This is a genomic window from Erwinia psychrophila, assembly GCF_039023475.1.
Lineage (GTDB): Bacteria > Pseudomonadota > Gammaproteobacteria > Enterobacterales > Enterobacteriaceae > Erwinia.
This window is the reverse complement of sequence record NZ_JBCHVB010000008.1, coordinates 61,447-77,789: the sequence shown is the minus strand read 5'-3', so window position 1 is coordinate 77,789 and position 16,343 is coordinate 61,447. Positions and strand designations below refer to the sequence as shown.

Sequence of the window (16,343 nt, the reverse complement as noted above, 5' to 3'; positions counted from 1 at the left end):
TTTGAGCAAGAGTTGACCCCATGTCCATTCAAAAGATCGCCCGCCTTGCGGGTGTTTCTGTCGCGACAGTTTCAAGAGTGTTGAATAACAGCGACACCGTAAAAGACAAAAACCGCGAAAAAGTTTTGCAGGCCATTAAAGAGAGCAATTATCAGCCTAACCTGCTGGCACGCCAGCTGCGCACCGCGCGAAGCTCGATGATTCTGGTCATGGTCTCTGATATCTCCAACCCGTTCTGCGCCGAAGTGGTAAAAGGGATCGAGGAGCAGGCTGAAAAAAGCGGCTACCGCATTCTGCTCTGCAACTCCGGCTCGGACATTGAGCGCTCGCGCTCAAGTTTGCAGCTCCTCTCCGGCAAGATCGTTGATGGCATTATTACCATGGACGCCTTCAGCAAGCTGCCTGAACTGACGCGGCTGATTGGCAAAACGCCCTGGGTGCAGTGCGCGGAATATGCCAATGCGGGCGATGTCTCCTGCGTGGGCATTAATGACAGCGACGCTTCACAGCAGATGGTGCGCCACCTGATTAACAGAGGGCGCCGGAAGATTGCGCTGATTAATCATGACCTCAACTACAAGTATGCTCAGCTGCGCCAGCAGGGGTATCTGAGTGAGCTTGAGCGCAGCCAGCTTAGCTGGCAGGCGATTGGCTACGCCAGCGAACTGAGCTTCAGCGCCGGTAAGAAAAATATGCTCCAGCTGCTGGCGGGCGAAGAGCGGCCGGATGCGGTCTTTGCGGTGTCTGACACCTTAGCCGCGGGGGCGATGGCGGCCATTCGCGATGCGGGCCTGCGGGTGCCTGAAGATATTGCCGTAGCGGGGTTTGACGGCTCCGGGCTGGCGGAGATGGTCTCGCCGCCGCTCACCACGATTGCGCAGCCGTCACGGGATATAGGCCGTAAAGCCTGCGAGCTGGTGGTACAGCGAATTGAGAATCCCGAAGCGGTAACCGAACGCATTATCATGGACTGGCACCTGATTGAGCGTGCCAGTACCTGAGTCAGCTTACTGCTGTGCGCGGCTCAGCGCGGCGCGCAGGTTGCGGTGCGAAGTTGTAATAATGCTCCAGGGATCTTTTGGCTTATCGTGTTCAATGATAAACCACTTCACGCCGCTGGCTCTGGCAGCTGGCAGGATCGTTTTCCAGTCCAGCAGGCCTTCGCCCAGCGGCGCGAAATTCATTTCATCATCACGAATGCCGATAGCCGCATTGTCTTTGGCATGGATGGCATAGAAACGGCCAGGATAGGCCTTCAACAGACGCGCCGGGTCCTGACCCCCGCGGGAGACCCATGCTGCATCCAGCTCCAGCTTCAGGTTTTCGCTGCGTGAATGCGTGAGGATGATCTCAAGCGCCGTCACGCCGTCATATTTCTTCATTTCAAAATTGTGATTGTGGTAGGCCAGCTGCATCCCCTCTTTGCGCAACTTTGCGCCCAGCGTATCGAGCCGCTGTGCATACTTGATCCATCCCTGGGTATCATCGGGACGATCCGCTGCCTCAATCCAGGGAACGATAAGCGTTTTGTTGCCGATCGCTTTATTAAATTTGAGTGTCTCCTGCCAGTGATCTTCCAGTGCGGCAAGCTGTACGTGCGAAGAGGTGACTCTAAGCTTATTTTCCTTCAGTACGGCGTTCATCTGCGCCGCGCTAAGGTCGTGTGTGCCAACAATTTCCACGTTCTGGAAGCCCGCTTTGTGCGCCATGGCGAACTGTTCCTGCGCCGAACCTACATTGCGCAAGGTATACATCTGTAACGCGATTTCATCTTCGACGTTGGCCGCCTGAGCGGAAAGCGTGCCCAGGGCTGCGGTGGCTAACATCAGGGTGGTGGCAACAAGTCTGGCAAACATAATGAAGCTCCTTGTGAAAAGTAATCGATTACAAACGATACTGTGAAAAGTCACTGATTACCTTTCAAAATCCCTGGCGGGGGTTAAAACCGTGATCGGCTTCACTTATAAACGGGGATGAGTGACCAGAAGCACTACGGCGGCGGGGATAATCTGGCGGAAAAGAGGGCATTCACGTTCTCTCCGCCGCCGTTGCTGAAGCCGGACGTTGCTTTATACCCGATCCAGCGCCAGCCGCAGATCTTCGATAAGATCGTCTTTATTTTCAATGCCGATCGACAGGCGGATCGTCGCTTCACCGATGCCGATGCGGTCGCGAATGTTCGCAGGCACGCCCGAATGGGTGGTGCTGGCCGGATGGCTGGCAAGCGACTCCGTGCCGCCGAGGCTCACCGCCAGCTTAAACAGGCTCAGCGCGTTAAGCAGCCTGAAGGCGGCGGCCTGGCCGCCGACAACGTCGAAGGAAAATGTCGACCCTGCTCCGCTGCACTGCCGGCTGAAGAGCTGCCCGGCCGGGGAGTCCGGCGGCAGAAAGGCGAGATAGTGCAGCTTGCTGATTTTGGCGTGGTCACGCAGAAAAGCTGCCACCGCCGCAGCGTTATCATTCGCCCGCTCCATGCGCAGCGACAGCGTCTCCAGCGAGCGACCAATCATCCAACTGGTGTGCGGATCGAGCTGGGTGCCGGTTGCGCTGCGTAACGCTTTAACCTGTTTGATCAGCGCCTTGCTGCCCATGACCGCGCCCGCAATCAGATCGGAATGCCCCCCGACATACTTTGTCAGCGAGTAAATTGAAAGGTCCGCACCCTGCTCAATGGGTCGCTGAAAGACCGGGCCCAGCAGCGTGTTATCGCAGGCGATCACCGGGCGGTGCTGCTGTTTCTCTCCAATAGCATCGGCCACCCGTTTAATCAGCGCAATATCGACCAGGCTGTTGGTCGGATTCGCCGGGGACTCGATCAGAATGACCGACACGCGGCCAAGGCGCATCGCCTCACCGGCGGCGGCCTGCACCGACGCCTCGCTGATGCCGTCCGCAAAGCCCACCGCTGCTACCTTCAGGCGGCCAAACGTTTTAGTCAGCAGCGTTTCGGTGCCGCCATACAGCGGCTGTGAGTGCAGGATGACATCGCCGGGCTCGATAAAGGTCAGCAGCGTGGTGGCGATGGCGGACATGCCGGAAGAGAAGAGCGCGGCGCTGTCGGTACGCTCATAAATCGCCAGCCGGTCCTCCACGATCTCACTATTGGGATGATTAAAGCGCGAATAGACCAGGCCGTTAGCGCTCCCTTCAGGCGGTTCGCGGCGGCCCGAGACGTAGTCAAAGAAATCTTTCCCTTCTTCGGCGCTGTTAAACACGAAGGTGGAAGTAAGAAAAACCGGCGGTTTAACCGCGCCCTCTGACAGCGATGGATCGTAACCATAATTAAGCATCTGCGTTTCGGGGTGAAGCTCACGGCTGCCGATATGGGTCTTTTTAGCGTGAAAAGTCATGCACTCTCCTGCCTGTCTGGTTGCGCTCTGCGATAAGATTCAGCATACGTTAACTTGCCCTCAATCGTGCAGATAAATGCCGCTTGTGCGGCTCATTTCAGCCTGCTTACCGGGGCCATATCCTGGCGCAACGTCGAGCGCAGGGGAGGGGAGTGTGATAAACTTCGCGGCTTACTTTAGGCCACTGACAAGATCGACATAACGCTATGAAACACACCGTAGAAGTCATGATCTCTGAAGACGAGATCGCCAAACGTATCGCCGAACTGGGCCAGCAGATCACGGAAAACTACCGTGACAGCGGCAGTGAAATGGTCCTGGTGGGCCTGCTGCGCGGCTCTTTCATGTTTATGGCGGATCTCTGCCGTAAGATCGACGTGCCGCATGAAGTCGATTTTATGACGGCCTCCAGCTACGGCAGCGGGATGTCCAGCAGCCGGGATGTGAAAATCCTGAAGGATCTGGATGAGGATATTCGCGGCAAGGATGTGCTGATCGTGGAAGATATCATCGACTCCGGCAACACGCTGAGCAAGGTGCGCGATATTCTCAGCCTGCGTCAGCCAAAATCACTGGCGATCTGTACGCTGCTGGATAAGCCAGAGCGTCGTGAAGTGGAGGTGCCGGTGGAGTACGTGGGCTTTACCATTCCGGACAAATTCGTGGTGGGTTACGGTATCGACTTCGCGCAGCGCTATCGCCATCTTGCCTACGTGGGCAACGTGGTGATGCTGGAGGAGTAACCGCGTTTTGCGGTGAGTAAGCAGGTGCGTTCGCTCACCGCACAATCGACTAAGGCCGGAAATTCCGGCCTGTTATATGATGCGCGGCAGCTATCAGCTGGGGCTCTCAAGATCGTTGAGCAGATGGGCGATACCGTGGCGGTAGCGCTGCTCCAGAATCTCACGATTGGTGGCGGTGACGCCCAAATCGCGCAGATAGCCATCCTGAATGCCGTAAACCCAGCCGTGGATGCTGACCTTCTGACCGCGCTTCCAGGCAGACTGCATGATGGTAGAGTGGCCCAGGTTATAAACCTGCTCAATGACGTTGATTTCGCAGAGTTTGTCGAAGCGTTTTTCCGGCGGCAGTTCACCCAGTAACGAGCTATGCTTGTACCACAGATCGCGAATGTGCAGCAGCCAGTTGTTAATCAGGCCCAGTTCCGGATTCTCCACCGCCGCCTGCACGCCACCGCAGCCGTAGTGTCCGCAGATGATGATGTGTTCAACTTCCAGCACCTCAACAGCATACTGCACCACGGAAAGGCAGTTCAGGTCCGTGTGGATAACCAGGTTGGCAACGTTACGGTGAACGAACAGCTCACCCGGCTCCAGGCCCGTCAGGCGTTCAGCCGGCACGCGGCTGTCAGAGCAGCCAATCCAGAGAAAACGGGGTTTCTGCGCCAGCGAAAGGCGTTCGAAAAAGCCCGGGTCTTCCTCTTTTAACAGAGTGGACCATTCGCGGTTATTGCTGATAAGGGTATCAATATCTTTCATGTTTATGTCAACCAATGCTCGAATTGCGTTGCAGTAATATAGGCCAACAGGGCGCGATTTAAAACGGTTAACAAAAAAACCACATAAAACAGGGCACGCTTTTACCTATGACTTATGCACTGGAACTTGAAAAACTGACCAAAACCTACGCAGGCGGCGTTCAGGCCCTGAAGGGGATTGACCTGAACGTGGAAGCGGGTGACTTCTACGCGCTGCTTGGCCCCAACGGGGCGGGAAAATCGACCACCATCGGCATCATCAGCTCGCTGGTCAATAAGAGCGCCGGTAAGGTGCGGGTGTTCGGCTACGACCTCCAGCATGATGTGGTCAACGCCAAGCGCCAGCTCGGGCTGGTGCCGCAGGAATTCAACTTTAACCAGTTCGAAACCGTTCAGCAGATCGTGGTCAGCCAGGCGGGCCTCTACGGCGTGGAGAAGCCTGACGCGCTCAAGCGGGCTGAGAAATACCTTAAGCAGCTCGATCTCTGGGATAAGCGCAACGAGCGCGCCCGGATGCTCTCCGGTGGGATGAAGCGCCGTCTGATGATCGCCCGCGCGCTGATGCATGAACCCAAGCTGCTCATCCTGGATGAGCCAACGGCCGGCGTGGATATCGAGCTGCGCCGCTCAATGTGGACCTTCCTGCAGGATTTAAACGCCCAGGGCACCACCATCATTCTGACCACGCACTATCTGGAAGAAGCTGAGATGCTTTGCCGCAACATCGGCATTATCCAGCACGGCGAACTGGTTGAAAATACCTCGATGAAAGGGCTGCTTTCCAAGCTGAAATCGGAAACCTTTATTCTGGATCTGGCGCCGAAAAGCCCGCTGCCGAAGCTTGAAGGCTTTCAGTACCGGCTGGTGGATACCGCAACGCTGGAGGTGGAAGTGCTGCGCGAGCAGGGGCTGAACAGCGTCTTCAGCCAGCTCAGCCATCAGGGCGTACAGGTTTTAAGTATGCGCAATAAGGCTAACCGTCTCGAGGAGCTGTTTGTCGACCTGGTGAACGGTCGCAAAGGAGAGAAAGCATGACACATTTGTACTGGGTCGCCCTGAAAAGCATCTGGGGAAAAGAGATTAACCGTTTTGCGCGCATCTGGATCCAGACGCTGGTGCCGCCGGTCATTACCATGACGCTCTACTTCATTATCTTCGGCAACCTGATCGGCTCACGCATCGGTGAAATGCACGGTTTCTCCTATATGCAGTTTATTGTGCCGGGCCTGATTATGATGGCGGTGATCACCAATGCGTATGCCAACGTCGCCTCGTCGTTCTTCAGCGCCAAGTTCCAGCGCAATATCGAAGAGCTGCTGGTGGCGCCCGTTCCGACGCATATCATCATTGCCGGTTACGTGGGTGGCGGCGTGGCGCGTGGCCTCTGCGTCGGCATTCTGGTGACGGCAATTTCGCTCTTCTTCGTCCCTTTCCAGGTGCACTCATGGCTGATGGTGGCGGTGACGCTGCTGCTGACCGCGATCCTGTTCTCGCTGGCGGGCCTGCTTAACGCGGTATTTGCCCGGACGTTTGACGATATCAGCCTGATCCCGACCTTCGTCCTGACGCCGCTGACCTATCTGGGCGGGGTGTTCTATTCGCTGTCGCTGCTGCCGCCTGTCTGGCAGATGGTCTCCAAGCTGAATCCGATCGTCTATATGATTAGCGGCTTCCGCTACGGCTTCCTCGGCATCAACGATGTGCCGCTGGTCTTTACCCTCGGCGTGCTGGTCGCCTTTATCGTCGCCTTCTATCTGCTGGTCTGGGCGCTGATCCAGCGTGGACGCGGCCTGCGGACCTGATTCTTCTTACTGAAAAGCGGGCATTGCCCGCTTTTTTTTGCGCCATACGCGCCGCTTCCCGGTTATTCCGTCTGCCCTGAAATTGCCCGCCGTCCTGAGATATGAAACCTGAGGGAGAGAGTCGCTTCAGCACAGAGCGGAAAGCGCCGGCTGGATTACGCCACCTGTACCGGTACGGCTTTCGCCAGGCGCTTCATCTGGTTATTCCCTTCGAAATAGGCCACCTTCGGCTGCCACTCCCGCGCTGCGGCATCTTCCATCGTCACGTAGGAACAGATAATCAGAATATCGCCCTCGCAGGCGCAGCGGGCGGCGGCGCCGTTGACAGAGATAATACGGGAGCCGCGTTCGGCGGCAATCGCATAGGTCGAAAAACGCTGGCCGTTGGTAACGTTATAGATATCGATCGCTTCGTACTGGAGAATGCCCGATGCGTCGAGAAAGTCCTGGTCGATGGCGCAGGAACCTTCATAGTTCAGATCCGCCTGAGTCACTGTCACCCGGTGGAGCTTGCCCTGCAGCATGGTACGGATCATAGCCTTATTACCTTTCTTACAGAAATCATCAAAAGAGTCACGGCAGTATTGCCTGAGTCCGGCTCGCTGTCTACTGCGTCAGATCGACCTGCTGATTATCAATCAGGCGGGCTTTTCCCAGCCAGGCGGCCATCAGGATCACGGCACGCTTGCTGTCCACGTTCAGCGGCAGCAGCGTGTCAGCGTCGCAGATAGCCAGGCCATCTGCACGCAGCCCTTTTATGGCCAGCGCGGCTTCACCCTCAGCCAGGATTTCGTCGATATGACGCTCACCGTCGGCCAGCCTTAATGCCATCGCGTTCATGACCTTACTCAGCTCTGGCGCGAGCTTGCGCTCTTCTGCGGTCAGATAGCCGTTGCGCGAACTGAGCGCCAGGCCATCTTTAGCGCGAATGGTGGGAACGCCCACGATCTCAATGTCGTAACCCATGTCCGCCACCATTTTGCGGATCAGCGCCAGCTGCTGATAATCTTTTTCGCCAAAGCAGGCCAGATCGGGCTGCACAAGATTGAAGAGCTTACTGACGATCGTGGAGACGCCGCGAAAATGGCCCGGACGGCTGGCCCCTTCGAGCAGTGAGGAGAGACCCGGTACCTCAACAAAGGTCTGATCGCCGAGCCCTTTGGGGTAGATATCGCCAGGCGCGGGCGCAAAGACCAGGTCGACGTTGCGGCGGTTAAGCTTTTCGCAGTCTTGCTGTAGCGTACGCGGATAGTTCGCCAGATCGTCAGGCCGTTCGAACTGCATTGGATTAACGAAAACGGAAACCACCACAATATCCGCCTGCTCGCGGGCTTCATCCACCAGCGTCATATGGCCTTCGTGCAGGTTGCCCATCGTCGGCACCAGCGCGATGCGCTTGCCTTCCTGGCGCCAGCGGCGGACTTCACGACGCAGCATTGGCAGAGTTTCAATAATCAGCACCGCTCTTCTCCTCGGTTAATGGAAACTGTGTTCTTCGGCAGGGTAAACACCCGCCTCAACGTCCGCCACGTACTGGCGCACCGCCGCGCGGATATCGCCGGTGTCGGCAAGGAAGTTGCGGGCGAATTTCGGAATATGACCGCCGGTAATGCCGAAGGCGTCATGCATCACCAGAATCTGGCCGTCAGTCACCGCGCCGGCGCCGATGCCGATCACCGGGATAGACAACGCCTCCGTAATGCGGGCTGCCAGCGCCACGGGAACGCACTCCAGCACGACCATCTGCGCGCCGGCCGCCTCCAGCGCCAGCGCATCGGCCAGCAGGCCGTCAGCGGCTTCGCTTTCGCGGCCCTGAATTTTGTAACCACCAAATATATTGACTGACTGCGGCGTCAGGCCCAGATGACCGCAGACCGGCACCGCGCGTTCGGTAAGCTGCTTCACCGTCTCAGCCAGCCACTTTCCGCCCTCAAGCTTGACCATATTAGCTCCTGCGCGCATCAGCGCAGCGGCGCTGGCAAAGGTCTGTTCCGGCGTGGCGTAAGTCATAAAGGGCAGATCGGCCATCAGCAGGGCGGCGGGCGCGCCGCGGCGCACGGCCTGAGTATGATAAACAATATCGTTGAGGGTGACCGGCAGCGTTGAATCGTGCCCCTGGACAACCATGCCCAGCGAGTCGCCCACCAGCATGACCTGAATGCCCTCATCGGCAAAAAGACGGGCAAAGCTGTAGTCATAGGCGGTAATGGAGGCAAACTTACGTCCGCTCTTTTTCCACTGGAGAAGAGTGGAGATCGTGGTCGGTTTCATCGCAACCTCTGAAGCTATATTTAGATTGGCGTATCTTAATGGAAGGGATGAAAGTTTGCACCAGGACAGCATGCAGGGTGGGAATTAACGCACTGATTACCAGAAGCGGATGGCGGAGGCGTCCAGCGTCGCGAGAACGTCGGCAGCACGCGTACCGTCAGGGAAGACGATATCCGGCGCGATTTCCAGCAGCGGCGCCAGCATAAACGCGCGGTTTCGCATATCGTAATGCGGCACGGTCAGACGAGGCGAAGCGATGGTCAGTGCGCCATACAGCATGATATCGAGATCGAGCGTGCGCGGGCCCCAGCGCTCGTCTTTACGGACGCGCCCCTGTTCCTGTTCAATGCGCTGGGTGCCATCAAGCAGGGCTTCAGGCGTCAGCAGCGTATCGAGCGCAACGGCGGCGTTAAGGTAGTCAGGCTGGTCGGGCGGACCGTAGGGCGGCGTGCGGTAGAGTGAGGAGGTGGCAACGCGCAGGGTATCCGGCAGGGCATCCAGCGCATCAAGTGCAGATTGCACCTGATGCAGAGGATCGGCAAGATTGCTGCCCAGCGCGAGATAGACGCGGTTCATGCGTTGCTGCTGTTACCGTCGCGGCGTGGGCCAGGGACGCGCTTGCGCGGACGGCGGGTGCGGCGGCGGGGAACCGGATCGTCACCGAGTGTATTGAGCATCGTTTTCTGCTGCGGCGGCGCCGCGACCTGAAACTCATTCCACCAGGCGGAGAGCTTAAGCAGCTCCGGGTTGTTTTCCACTTCAGCACGCAGCGCCAGCAGATCGTAGGCGGCGCGGAATTTTGGATGCTCCATCAGCTTCCAGGCGCGCTTGCCGTGACGGCGGGAGAGACGAAGCTGAAGCTGCCAGATATCACGCACCAGAGAGGTAATGCGTTTCGGGATCGCCAGCGAACGGCAGGCTTCATCCAGCACGTCATTCATCGCCAGCGCAAAGGCGTCATAGTAAGCCAGCCCGCTCTCCTGCGCGATTTTCTGCGCCGCTTCAAGCTGCGGATACCAGAACATGGCCGAGAAAAGGAACGCCGGATTCACGCGCATCTGATTATGGATACGGTTGTCGGTATTTTTCAGCACCTGAACGATCATCCGCTCCATGTTCGTATCGCCCTTTTCCGTAAAGTAGCGGGTCAGAACCGGGAACAGGGGCTGGAACAGCTGATATTCACGCAGCTGGAGATAGGTGCTGTAGCCGTAACCGGCCTGAAGCAGCTTCAGCGTCTCCTCAAAGAGGCGCGCCGGCGGAATATCGTGCAGCAGCGTGGCGAGGCGCGGGATCGGCTCGGCAGTCTCAGCCGCAATGGACATATCCAGCTTGGCGGCGAAGCGGATAACGCGCAGCATCCGCACCGGATCTTCGCGGTAGCGGGTCTCGGGATCGCCAATCAGCCGCACGATGCCCTGTTTAAGATCGTTAAGGCCGCCGACATAATCACGCACCGAAAAATCGGCGACGCTGTAATAGAGGCTGTTGATCGTCAGATCCCGGCGCTGTGCATCGTCTTCAATCGTGCCGAAAATATTGTCACGCAGCAGCATACCGTTCTGGCCACGCTGGGAGGTGTTACGATCTTCCGTCACCTGTTCCGCTTCGTGATGACCGCGGAAGGTCGCCACTTCAATAATTTCCGGACCAAACATGACGTGTGCCAGACGGAAACGGCGGCCAACTAAACGGCAGTTACGGAACAGTTTGCGCATCTGCTCAGGCGTGGCGTTGGTCGTCACATCGAAATCTTTGGGTCTTTTCCCCAGCAGCAGATCGCGCACGCCGCCCCCGACCAGGTAGGCCTCATATCCCGCCTTATTCAGCCGGTAGAGCACCTTGAGGGCATTTTCACTGATGTCTTTACGCGAAATAGTATGGCCGTCGCGAGGGATCACGGTCATCTGATGCACCTGGCCGACCTCGGCGGGTGCCTCTTCTTCGCGACTCAGAACTTTTCGGCAAAAATTAGCAACTCGGGTAAAAATGGGACACCTCGATAGTGACAATGAAGCGGGACGATAAAAAACAGCGGCTAATCATAGCTCAGTGCGGCCCGTTTGAGAATGCTCATCTGCCTGCATCCTCTCTCAAAGCGTCCTGATGCGGAATTGTTGCCGCGTTCCAGTGGATAATAGCCTGCGCCAAAAGCGCCGCCAGCGGCAGATCCTGCCACCCTTCGCTGACCGGCTGACCCAGAAAACGCAGGGCCTGCACCAGCACGGCTCTGGGGTCGCCCCCGGGCAGAGGCGGCGCGCGGTTCTGCTTTGAGAGCTTGTTGCCGTCGGCAGCGATGACCAGCGGCAGGTGAAAATAATCGGGTGCCTGCCAGCCAAAGCGGTCGAAAAGGGCGATCTGCCTGACCGTCGGCTCAATCAGATCGGCACCCCGCACCACTTCCGTGATGCCCTGAAAGCGATCGTCCACCACAACCGCCAGGTTATAGGCAAAGAGGCCATCGCGCCGGTGAATAATAAAATCCTCCTGCGCCAGACCGGGATCTGCCACGATGTCGCCGCGCAGCTGGTCATGAAACTGGCTGACGGGCCGATCGATGCGCAGGCGTAACGCGGCGTTTTCCGGGCCGTGATTGCGCGAGCGACAGTGGCCGTCGTAAAGGCCGCCAATTTGCTGGATGCGGCTGCGTGGGCAGGTGCAGTAGTAGCACTGCTTCTGCGCGATAAGCCAGCTAAGCGCTTCGCGATAGGCGTCATGACGCTGTGACTGCCAGACGATATCACCGTCCCAGTGCAGGCCGTACTGTTCAAGCTGCTGGAGAATGCGCTTTGCCGCGCCGGGCGCTTCGCGGGGAGGATCGATATCTTCGATGCGGACGCGCCACTGGCCCTGCGCTGCGCGCGCGCGCAGAAAACTGCCCAGAGCGGCAATCAGGGAGCCAAAGTGGAGTTCACCGGAGGGGGAGGGCGCAAAGCGACCTGTATAAGCCGATTTCATCGTTGCAGAAGATCGGCAGTGAAGCGGGTAACGTACCTGCCTCACTGCACAATCTGATGGCCGTTAGCCAGCCATCTGTTTTTCGCGGATTTCTGCCAGCGTTTTGCAGTCAATACAGAGATCGGCGGTAGGACGCGCCTCAAGGCGACGAATACCGATTTCAACACCGCAGGATTCACAGAAGCCGAAATCATCGTCTTCCACTTTCTTCAGCGTTTTTTCGATCTTTTTGATCAGCTTGCGCTCGCGGTCACGGTTACGCAGTTCAAGGCTAAATTCCTCTTCCTGTGCAGCGCGGTCAACCGGATCGGGGAAGTTGGCGGCTTCGTCTTGCATGTGCGTTACCGTACGATCAACTTCATCCCGAAGCTGGTTGCGCCAGGCTTCAAGGATCTTCTTGAAATGCTCCAGCTGGGCTTCATTCATGTACTCTTCGCCCGGCTTCTCTTGGTATGGCTCCACCCCAGCGATGGCGAGAATACTCAGGGACGAGGTTTTACGGGTTTGCCCTTCTTGCATGCTGTTTCTCCTGGATAACACGCACTATCGATCCCCAAAGGGGAAAAAAACAGGCCGCTATAAATAACAGAAGCGCTTAAGGTTGGCAATTATTCCTGAACATGCCTTGACAAGCCTGTGAGGAAAAGCGTATTTAGCGCCTCGCCAATAACAGCAAATTGCGTCTGATTTTACAACTCAACAACCAGAGGTTGTTGCAGTGTGATGCCTGTCGGTGAGATTTCCGCCTTGTAACACATCACTTCAACACCGCTCTGTTGCGCCTGAGTCAGTAGTTCTGCGTAGCGCGCATCGATATGACGCGCGGGGGAAACGTCCTCAATCCCCGAATGCAAAACGGCAAAAAACAGCACCGCCCGATCGCCATTTTCAGAAATTTTCGCCAGCTCGCGCAGGTGTTTCTGGCCTCGTTCGGTGACCGCATCCGGAAAATACCCTTTTCCCTGCTGTAACAGCGTCACGGATTTGACTTCAATATAGCAGTTCAGCTGATTATCTGCCCGTAACAGAAAGTCTATGCGGCTCTTTTCTGAGCCATATTTTACTTCGCTACGCAGGCTGGTGTAACCGGCAAAGGCCGGAATACGTTCTGCCTCCAGCGCCTCCCTGACCAGGCCGTTGGCGCGCAGGGTGTTTACGCAAATCCACTCACCCTGCTGCGTCTCCGTCAGCTCCCATCCGTGCGGATATTTTCGCGTCGGGCTGTCGGAAGTGGAGTACCAGACGGTATCGCCCGGCGTGGCGCAGCCCGTCATGGCGCCGGTATTCGCACAGTGTATCGTCAGCGCTTCACCTTCCGGGGTGATGACGTCGGCCAGAAAACGCTTGTAGCGCTTAACCAGCGTCGCCGGGCGCAGTGCGGGATAATAGTCCATAAACGTCCTAAGTTAGCGCCCATCCGGCAATTTCGTCGTAGCGAGTCCGGCCCTGCGCGGTGACCGACTGGTAAAGCGCAAAGCGTTCGACGCGAAACTGCCAGCTGAAATTACGCGGCGGTAACGGGACCGGCTGCATAACATGGCGCAGTAATGTGACATGAGGATGAAAGGGTAGCGGACTTTGATAACATCCGCTGCGGGCAGCCTGGGAACGGAGCAGCTGCGCCAGCTGAATCAGCCCCCGTGGCGCCTGCTTTGGCCCCAGCCAGACCACGCCGGAGCGGGGCCAGTGGCCCGCATCATCCAGCGTCAGCGTAAAAGCAGGCTGCTGGATGCGGGCGGCAAGCTGTTGCAGCGCAGAGGATTTCTCCCCGCTGACGTCGCCGAGGAAGGCCAGCGTCAGGTGCAGGTTCGCGGCGGCGACCGGACGACCCGCCTCCGCGCTGAAAGTCTCAGCACGCCACTGAATCAGGCTCTGCCGGCAGGTTTCCGGCACGCTGATGCCGAAAAACAGCCTTTTACTATCGCGCATAGTGCTCTCCGGTATTCCAGAAACAGGAATGCTACAATGCCCGGCTAATTAAGACCATATCGTTATGGAGCAGAGACGTGAGTTCATTACCGGTCAGTGCCGTTTTACCCGAGCTGCTGCTGGCGCTGCGCGCTTCGCCACAGGTGCTGCTGGCCGCGCCTACCGGGGCAGGAAAATCGACCTGGCTGCCGCTGCAACTGCTCGCTCAGGCCGGTTTCAGCGGTCGTATTCTGCTGCTTGAACCCCGGCGGCTGGCGGCGCGTAACGTGGCGCAGCGGCTGGCAGAACAGCTGAATGAAGAACCGGGTGAAACCATCGGCTACCGGATGCGCTCAGAGCGCCGCACCGGCCCCGCCACGCGTCTTGAAGTGGTCACCGAAGGGATTCTGACCCGCATGTTACAGCAGGATCCGATGCTGGAAGGCGTGTCGTTAGTGATTCTGGATGAATTTCATGAGCGCAGCTTGCAGGCGGATCTGGCGCTGGCGCTGCTGCTGGACGTGCAGCAGGGCCTGCGCGACGATCTGAAGATCCTGCTGATGTCTGCGACGCTTGATAATGCGCGGTTGCAGGCGCTGCTGCCGGATGCGCCATCTCTCTGTTCGGAAGGACGCGCATATCCAGTGGATCGCCGCTACGTCTCTCTGGCTGCCGGCCTCCGCTTTGACAAAGCGGTCGCAAGGCAGGTGAGCCAGCTACTGCGAGAGGAAAGCGGCTCGCTGCTGCTGTTCCTGCCCGGCGTAGGGGAGATCCAACGCGTCCAGACGCAGCTTGCCGCCATGGTGGCGGAAGATGTCGATCTTTGCCCGCTGTACGGTGCGCTGCCGCTGGCCAGCCAGCGCAAAGCCATTCTTCCTGCCCGCAACGGACGACGCAAAGTGGTGCTGGCAACCAACATCGCGGAGACCAGCCTGACCATTGAAGGCATCCGGCTGGTGGTGGACAGTGCGCTGGAGCGTAATGCGGACTTTGATACGCGCACGGGCCTGACCCGCCTGCAAACGCAGCGCGTCAGCCAGGCCTCAATGACCCAGCGTGCCGGACGGGCAGGACGCCTGGAGCCGGGGATCTGCCTGCACCTGATCGATCGGGAGCAGGCGGGACGGGCGGCCAGCCACAGCGATGCGGAAATCCTCCATACCGATCTCGCCTCGCTCTGGCTCGATCTGTTGCAGTGGGGCTGCCGTGACGTCTCCCAGCTTACCTGGCTGGACAGGCCACCGGAGAGCGGCATTCAACAGGCCCGGACGCTGCTGCTTCAGCTTGGTGCCGTCGATGCCGCCGGGCAGCTCACCGCGAAGGGGCGCAGCATGGGCCGGATCGGCAGCGAACCACGTTTTGCGGCGATGCTGATTGAGGCCGGCAGCGATCCGGACCGCGTCGCCACGGCGGCACGGCTGGTGGCGATGCTGGAGGAACCTTCCCGCGACACGCCCGATCTGCGCGACAGTTTTCACCGTTCCCAGCCAAACTGGCAGAGCAGAGCCAGACAGCTCCAGTCGCGTCTCAGGGCTAACGGCGGCACGCCGGATAGCGCCTGGATTGCGCCGCTGCTGGCGGCCGCGTTCCCCGATCGTATCGCCCGGCGGCGCGGCAGCGAAGGACGTTACCAGCTGGCTAACGGCACGGGCGCGATGCTGGAGAGCACCGACGCGCTGAACCGTTATGAGTGGCTGATTGCGCCTGGCCTGTTGCAGAGCAGTACGCAGCCTGACGCCCGCATTCTGCAGGCGATGCCGCTGGATATCGATAGTCTTGTCGCCCAGCGACCTTCGCTGGTTGAACAGCGAACCGAGGTGGAGTGGGACGATGAGCGCGGCACGCTGCGCGCCTGGCGCCGGGAACAGATTGGCGAACTGGTGCTTAAGGTGCAGCCGCTTAACAAACCCGATGAGGAGACGCTGCATCCGGCCATGCTGCGCTGGGTTCGCCGTCGTGGCCTGTCAGTGCTTAACTGGACGCCACAGGCCGAGCAGCTGCGTATCCGTCTGGTCTGCGCGGCCCGCTGGCTGCCTGAAGAAAAGTGGCCTGATGCCAGCGTGGAGGGGCTGCTCGCTTCCCTGACGCAGTGGCTGCTGCCGGTGATGAGCGGCGTCCGGGATGCAAAAGGGTTGAAGCAGATTGACGCGGCCAGCGCATTATTACAATTGCTCACATGGTCACAGCGTCAGCAACTGGATACTGTCCTGCCAACTCATTACACTGTGCCCACCGGTAGCCGCCTCCCCGTTCGCTATGACGAGGAGAAGCCGCCCGCGCTGGCGGTTCGCCTTCAGGAGATGTTTGGCGAGGCGCATAACCCGAGCGTGGCCGCAGGGCGTGTCCCGCTGGTACTGGAGCTGCTTTCCCCCGCCCAGCGCCCGCTGCAAATCACGCGTGATTTAGCGGCCTTCTGGCAGGGCGCTTACCGGGAAGTGCAGAAAGAGATGAAGGGACGCTACCCAAAACACGTCTGGCCGGACGATCCGGCAAATGCGCTGCCCACGCGGCGTACCAAAAAATATTCCGCGCCGTCCTGAACGGCGGCGCGGCGGA

At 58.5% G+C, this 16,343-nt stretch carries 17 protein-coding genes; 5 read left to right on the top strand and 12 right to left on the bottom strand.

All coding sequences use genetic code 11. From position 1 onward, the window contains the following. The first annotated feature begins 20 nt into the window (after positions 1–20). Positions 21–1,001, top strand: coding sequence for a LacI family DNA-binding transcriptional regulator (locus tag AAH446_RS17215; RefSeq protein WP_342907901.1), 981 nt, complete (start codon positions 21–23; stop codon positions 999–1,001). A 6-nt stretch (positions 1,002–1,007) separates the two neighbouring features. Here the strand turns inward: AAH446_RS17215 and AAH446_RS17210 are convergent, their stop codons facing one another. Together AAH446_RS17210 and AAH446_RS17205 are read right to left on the bottom strand one after the other, a co-directional pair. Next, positions 1,008–1,856, bottom strand: a complete 849-nt coding sequence (locus tag AAH446_RS17210) for a sugar phosphate isomerase/epimerase family protein (protein WP_342907900.1) — start codon at positions 1,854–1,856, stop codon at positions 1,008–1,010. 213 nt (positions 1,857–2,069) lie between these two features. Beyond that, complete coding sequence (locus AAH446_RS17205; protein ID WP_342907899.1) at positions 2,070–3,350, bottom strand: cystathionine gamma-synthase family protein; 1,281 nt, start codon at positions 3,348–3,350, stop codon at positions 2,070–2,072. 206 nt (positions 3,351–3,556) lie between these two features. Here AAH446_RS17205 and hpt point away from each other — a divergent pair, with 206 nt between their 5' ends. Then, positions 3,557–4,093 carry a hypoxanthine phosphoribosyltransferase gene (gene hpt / locus AAH446_RS17200; protein WP_342907898.1) on the top strand — a complete coding sequence of 179 codons (537 nt, stop codon included), beginning with the start codon at positions 3,557–3,559 and terminating at the stop codon, positions 4,091–4,093. 93 nt (positions 4,094–4,186) lie between these two features. Here hpt and can read toward each other — a convergent pair whose 3' ends face one another. Beyond that, positions 4,187–4,849: a carbonate dehydratase gene (can, locus tag AAH446_RS17195; protein ID WP_342907897.1), complete on the bottom strand. Its 663-nt coding sequence runs from the start codon at positions 4,847–4,849 to the stop codon at positions 4,187–4,189. A gap of 107 nt (positions 4,850–4,956) precedes the next feature. Between can and AAH446_RS17190 the strand changes: the two genes are divergently transcribed. Continuing rightward, the gene (locus AAH446_RS17190) at positions 4,957–5,883 is read left to right on the top strand and encodes an ABC transporter ATP-binding protein (RefSeq protein ID WP_342907896.1); all 927 of its coding nucleotides are present in this window, start codon (positions 4,957–4,959) and stop codon (positions 5,881–5,883) included. After that, a complete protein-coding gene (locus tag AAH446_RS17185) occupies positions 5,880–6,650 on the top strand; it encodes an ABC transporter permease (RefSeq protein ID WP_342907895.1) in 771 nt (256 codons plus the stop codon). The genes AAH446_RS17190 and AAH446_RS17185 overlap by 4 nt, the downstream gene beginning before the upstream one ends. Positions 6,651–6,805: 155 nt before the next feature. Here AAH446_RS17185 and panD read toward each other — a convergent pair whose 3' ends face one another. The 9 genes from panD to thpR all read right to left on the bottom strand — a co-directional run bounded on the left by panD (position 6,806) and on the right by thpR (position 13,808). Next, positions 6,806–7,186: an aspartate 1-decarboxylase gene (gene panD / locus AAH446_RS17180; RefSeq protein WP_342907894.1), complete on the bottom strand. Its 381-nt coding sequence runs from the start codon at positions 7,184–7,186 to the stop codon at positions 6,806–6,808. 70 nt (positions 7,187–7,256) lie between these two features. Further along, entirely contained in the window at positions 7,257–8,111 is an 855-nt protein-coding gene (panC, locus tag AAH446_RS17175; protein WP_342907893.1) for a pantoate--beta-alanine ligase, read from the bottom strand. 15 nt (positions 8,112–8,126) lie between these two features. Beyond that, positions 8,127–8,921, bottom strand: a complete 795-nt coding sequence (panB, locus tag AAH446_RS17170) for a 3-methyl-2-oxobutanoate hydroxymethyltransferase (protein ID WP_342907892.1) — start codon at positions 8,919–8,921, stop codon at positions 8,127–8,129. Between the two features lie 96 nt (positions 8,922–9,017). Continuing rightward, entirely contained in the window at positions 9,018–9,497 is a 480-nt protein-coding gene (gene folK, locus AAH446_RS17165; protein ID WP_342907891.1) for a 2-amino-4-hydroxy-6-hydroxymethyldihydropteridine diphosphokinase, read from the bottom strand. Beyond that, a complete protein-coding gene (pcnB, locus tag AAH446_RS17160) occupies positions 9,494–10,912 on the bottom strand; it encodes a polynucleotide adenylyltransferase PcnB (protein ID WP_342908007.1) in 1,419 nt (472 codons plus the stop codon). The genes folK and pcnB overlap by 4 nt, the downstream gene beginning before the upstream one ends. An 82-nt stretch (positions 10,913–10,994) precedes the next feature. Then, positions 10,995–11,879 carry a tRNA glutamyl-Q(34) synthetase GluQRS gene (gluQRS, locus tag AAH446_RS17155; RefSeq protein ID WP_342907890.1) on the bottom strand — a complete coding sequence of 295 codons (885 nt, stop codon included), beginning with the start codon at positions 11,877–11,879 and terminating at the stop codon, positions 10,995–10,997. A gap of 63 nt (positions 11,880–11,942) precedes the next feature. Beyond that, entirely contained in the window at positions 11,943–12,398 is a 456-nt protein-coding gene (gene dksA, locus AAH446_RS17150; protein ID WP_024965698.1) for an RNA polymerase-binding protein DksA, read from the bottom strand. Positions 12,399–12,568: 170 nt separating this feature from the next. Beyond that, complete coding sequence (gene sfsA, locus AAH446_RS17145; protein ID WP_342907889.1) at positions 12,569–13,273, bottom strand: DNA/RNA nuclease SfsA; 705 nt, start codon at positions 13,271–13,273, stop codon at positions 12,569–12,571. Positions 13,274–13,280: 7 nt separating this feature from the next. Further along, positions 13,281–13,808: an RNA 2',3'-cyclic phosphodiesterase gene (thpR, locus tag AAH446_RS17140; protein WP_342907888.1), complete on the bottom strand. Its 528-nt coding sequence runs from the start codon at positions 13,806–13,808 to the stop codon at positions 13,281–13,283. 77 nt (positions 13,809–13,885) lie between these two features. Here thpR and hrpB point away from each other — a divergent pair, with 77 nt between their 5' ends. Then, on the top strand, positions 13,886–16,327 hold the full coding sequence (gene hrpB, locus AAH446_RS17135; RefSeq protein WP_342907887.1) for an ATP-dependent helicase HrpB: 2,442 nt from the start codon (positions 13,886–13,888) through the stop codon (positions 16,325–16,327). The last annotated feature ends 16 nt before the right edge of the window (positions 16,328–16,343 follow it).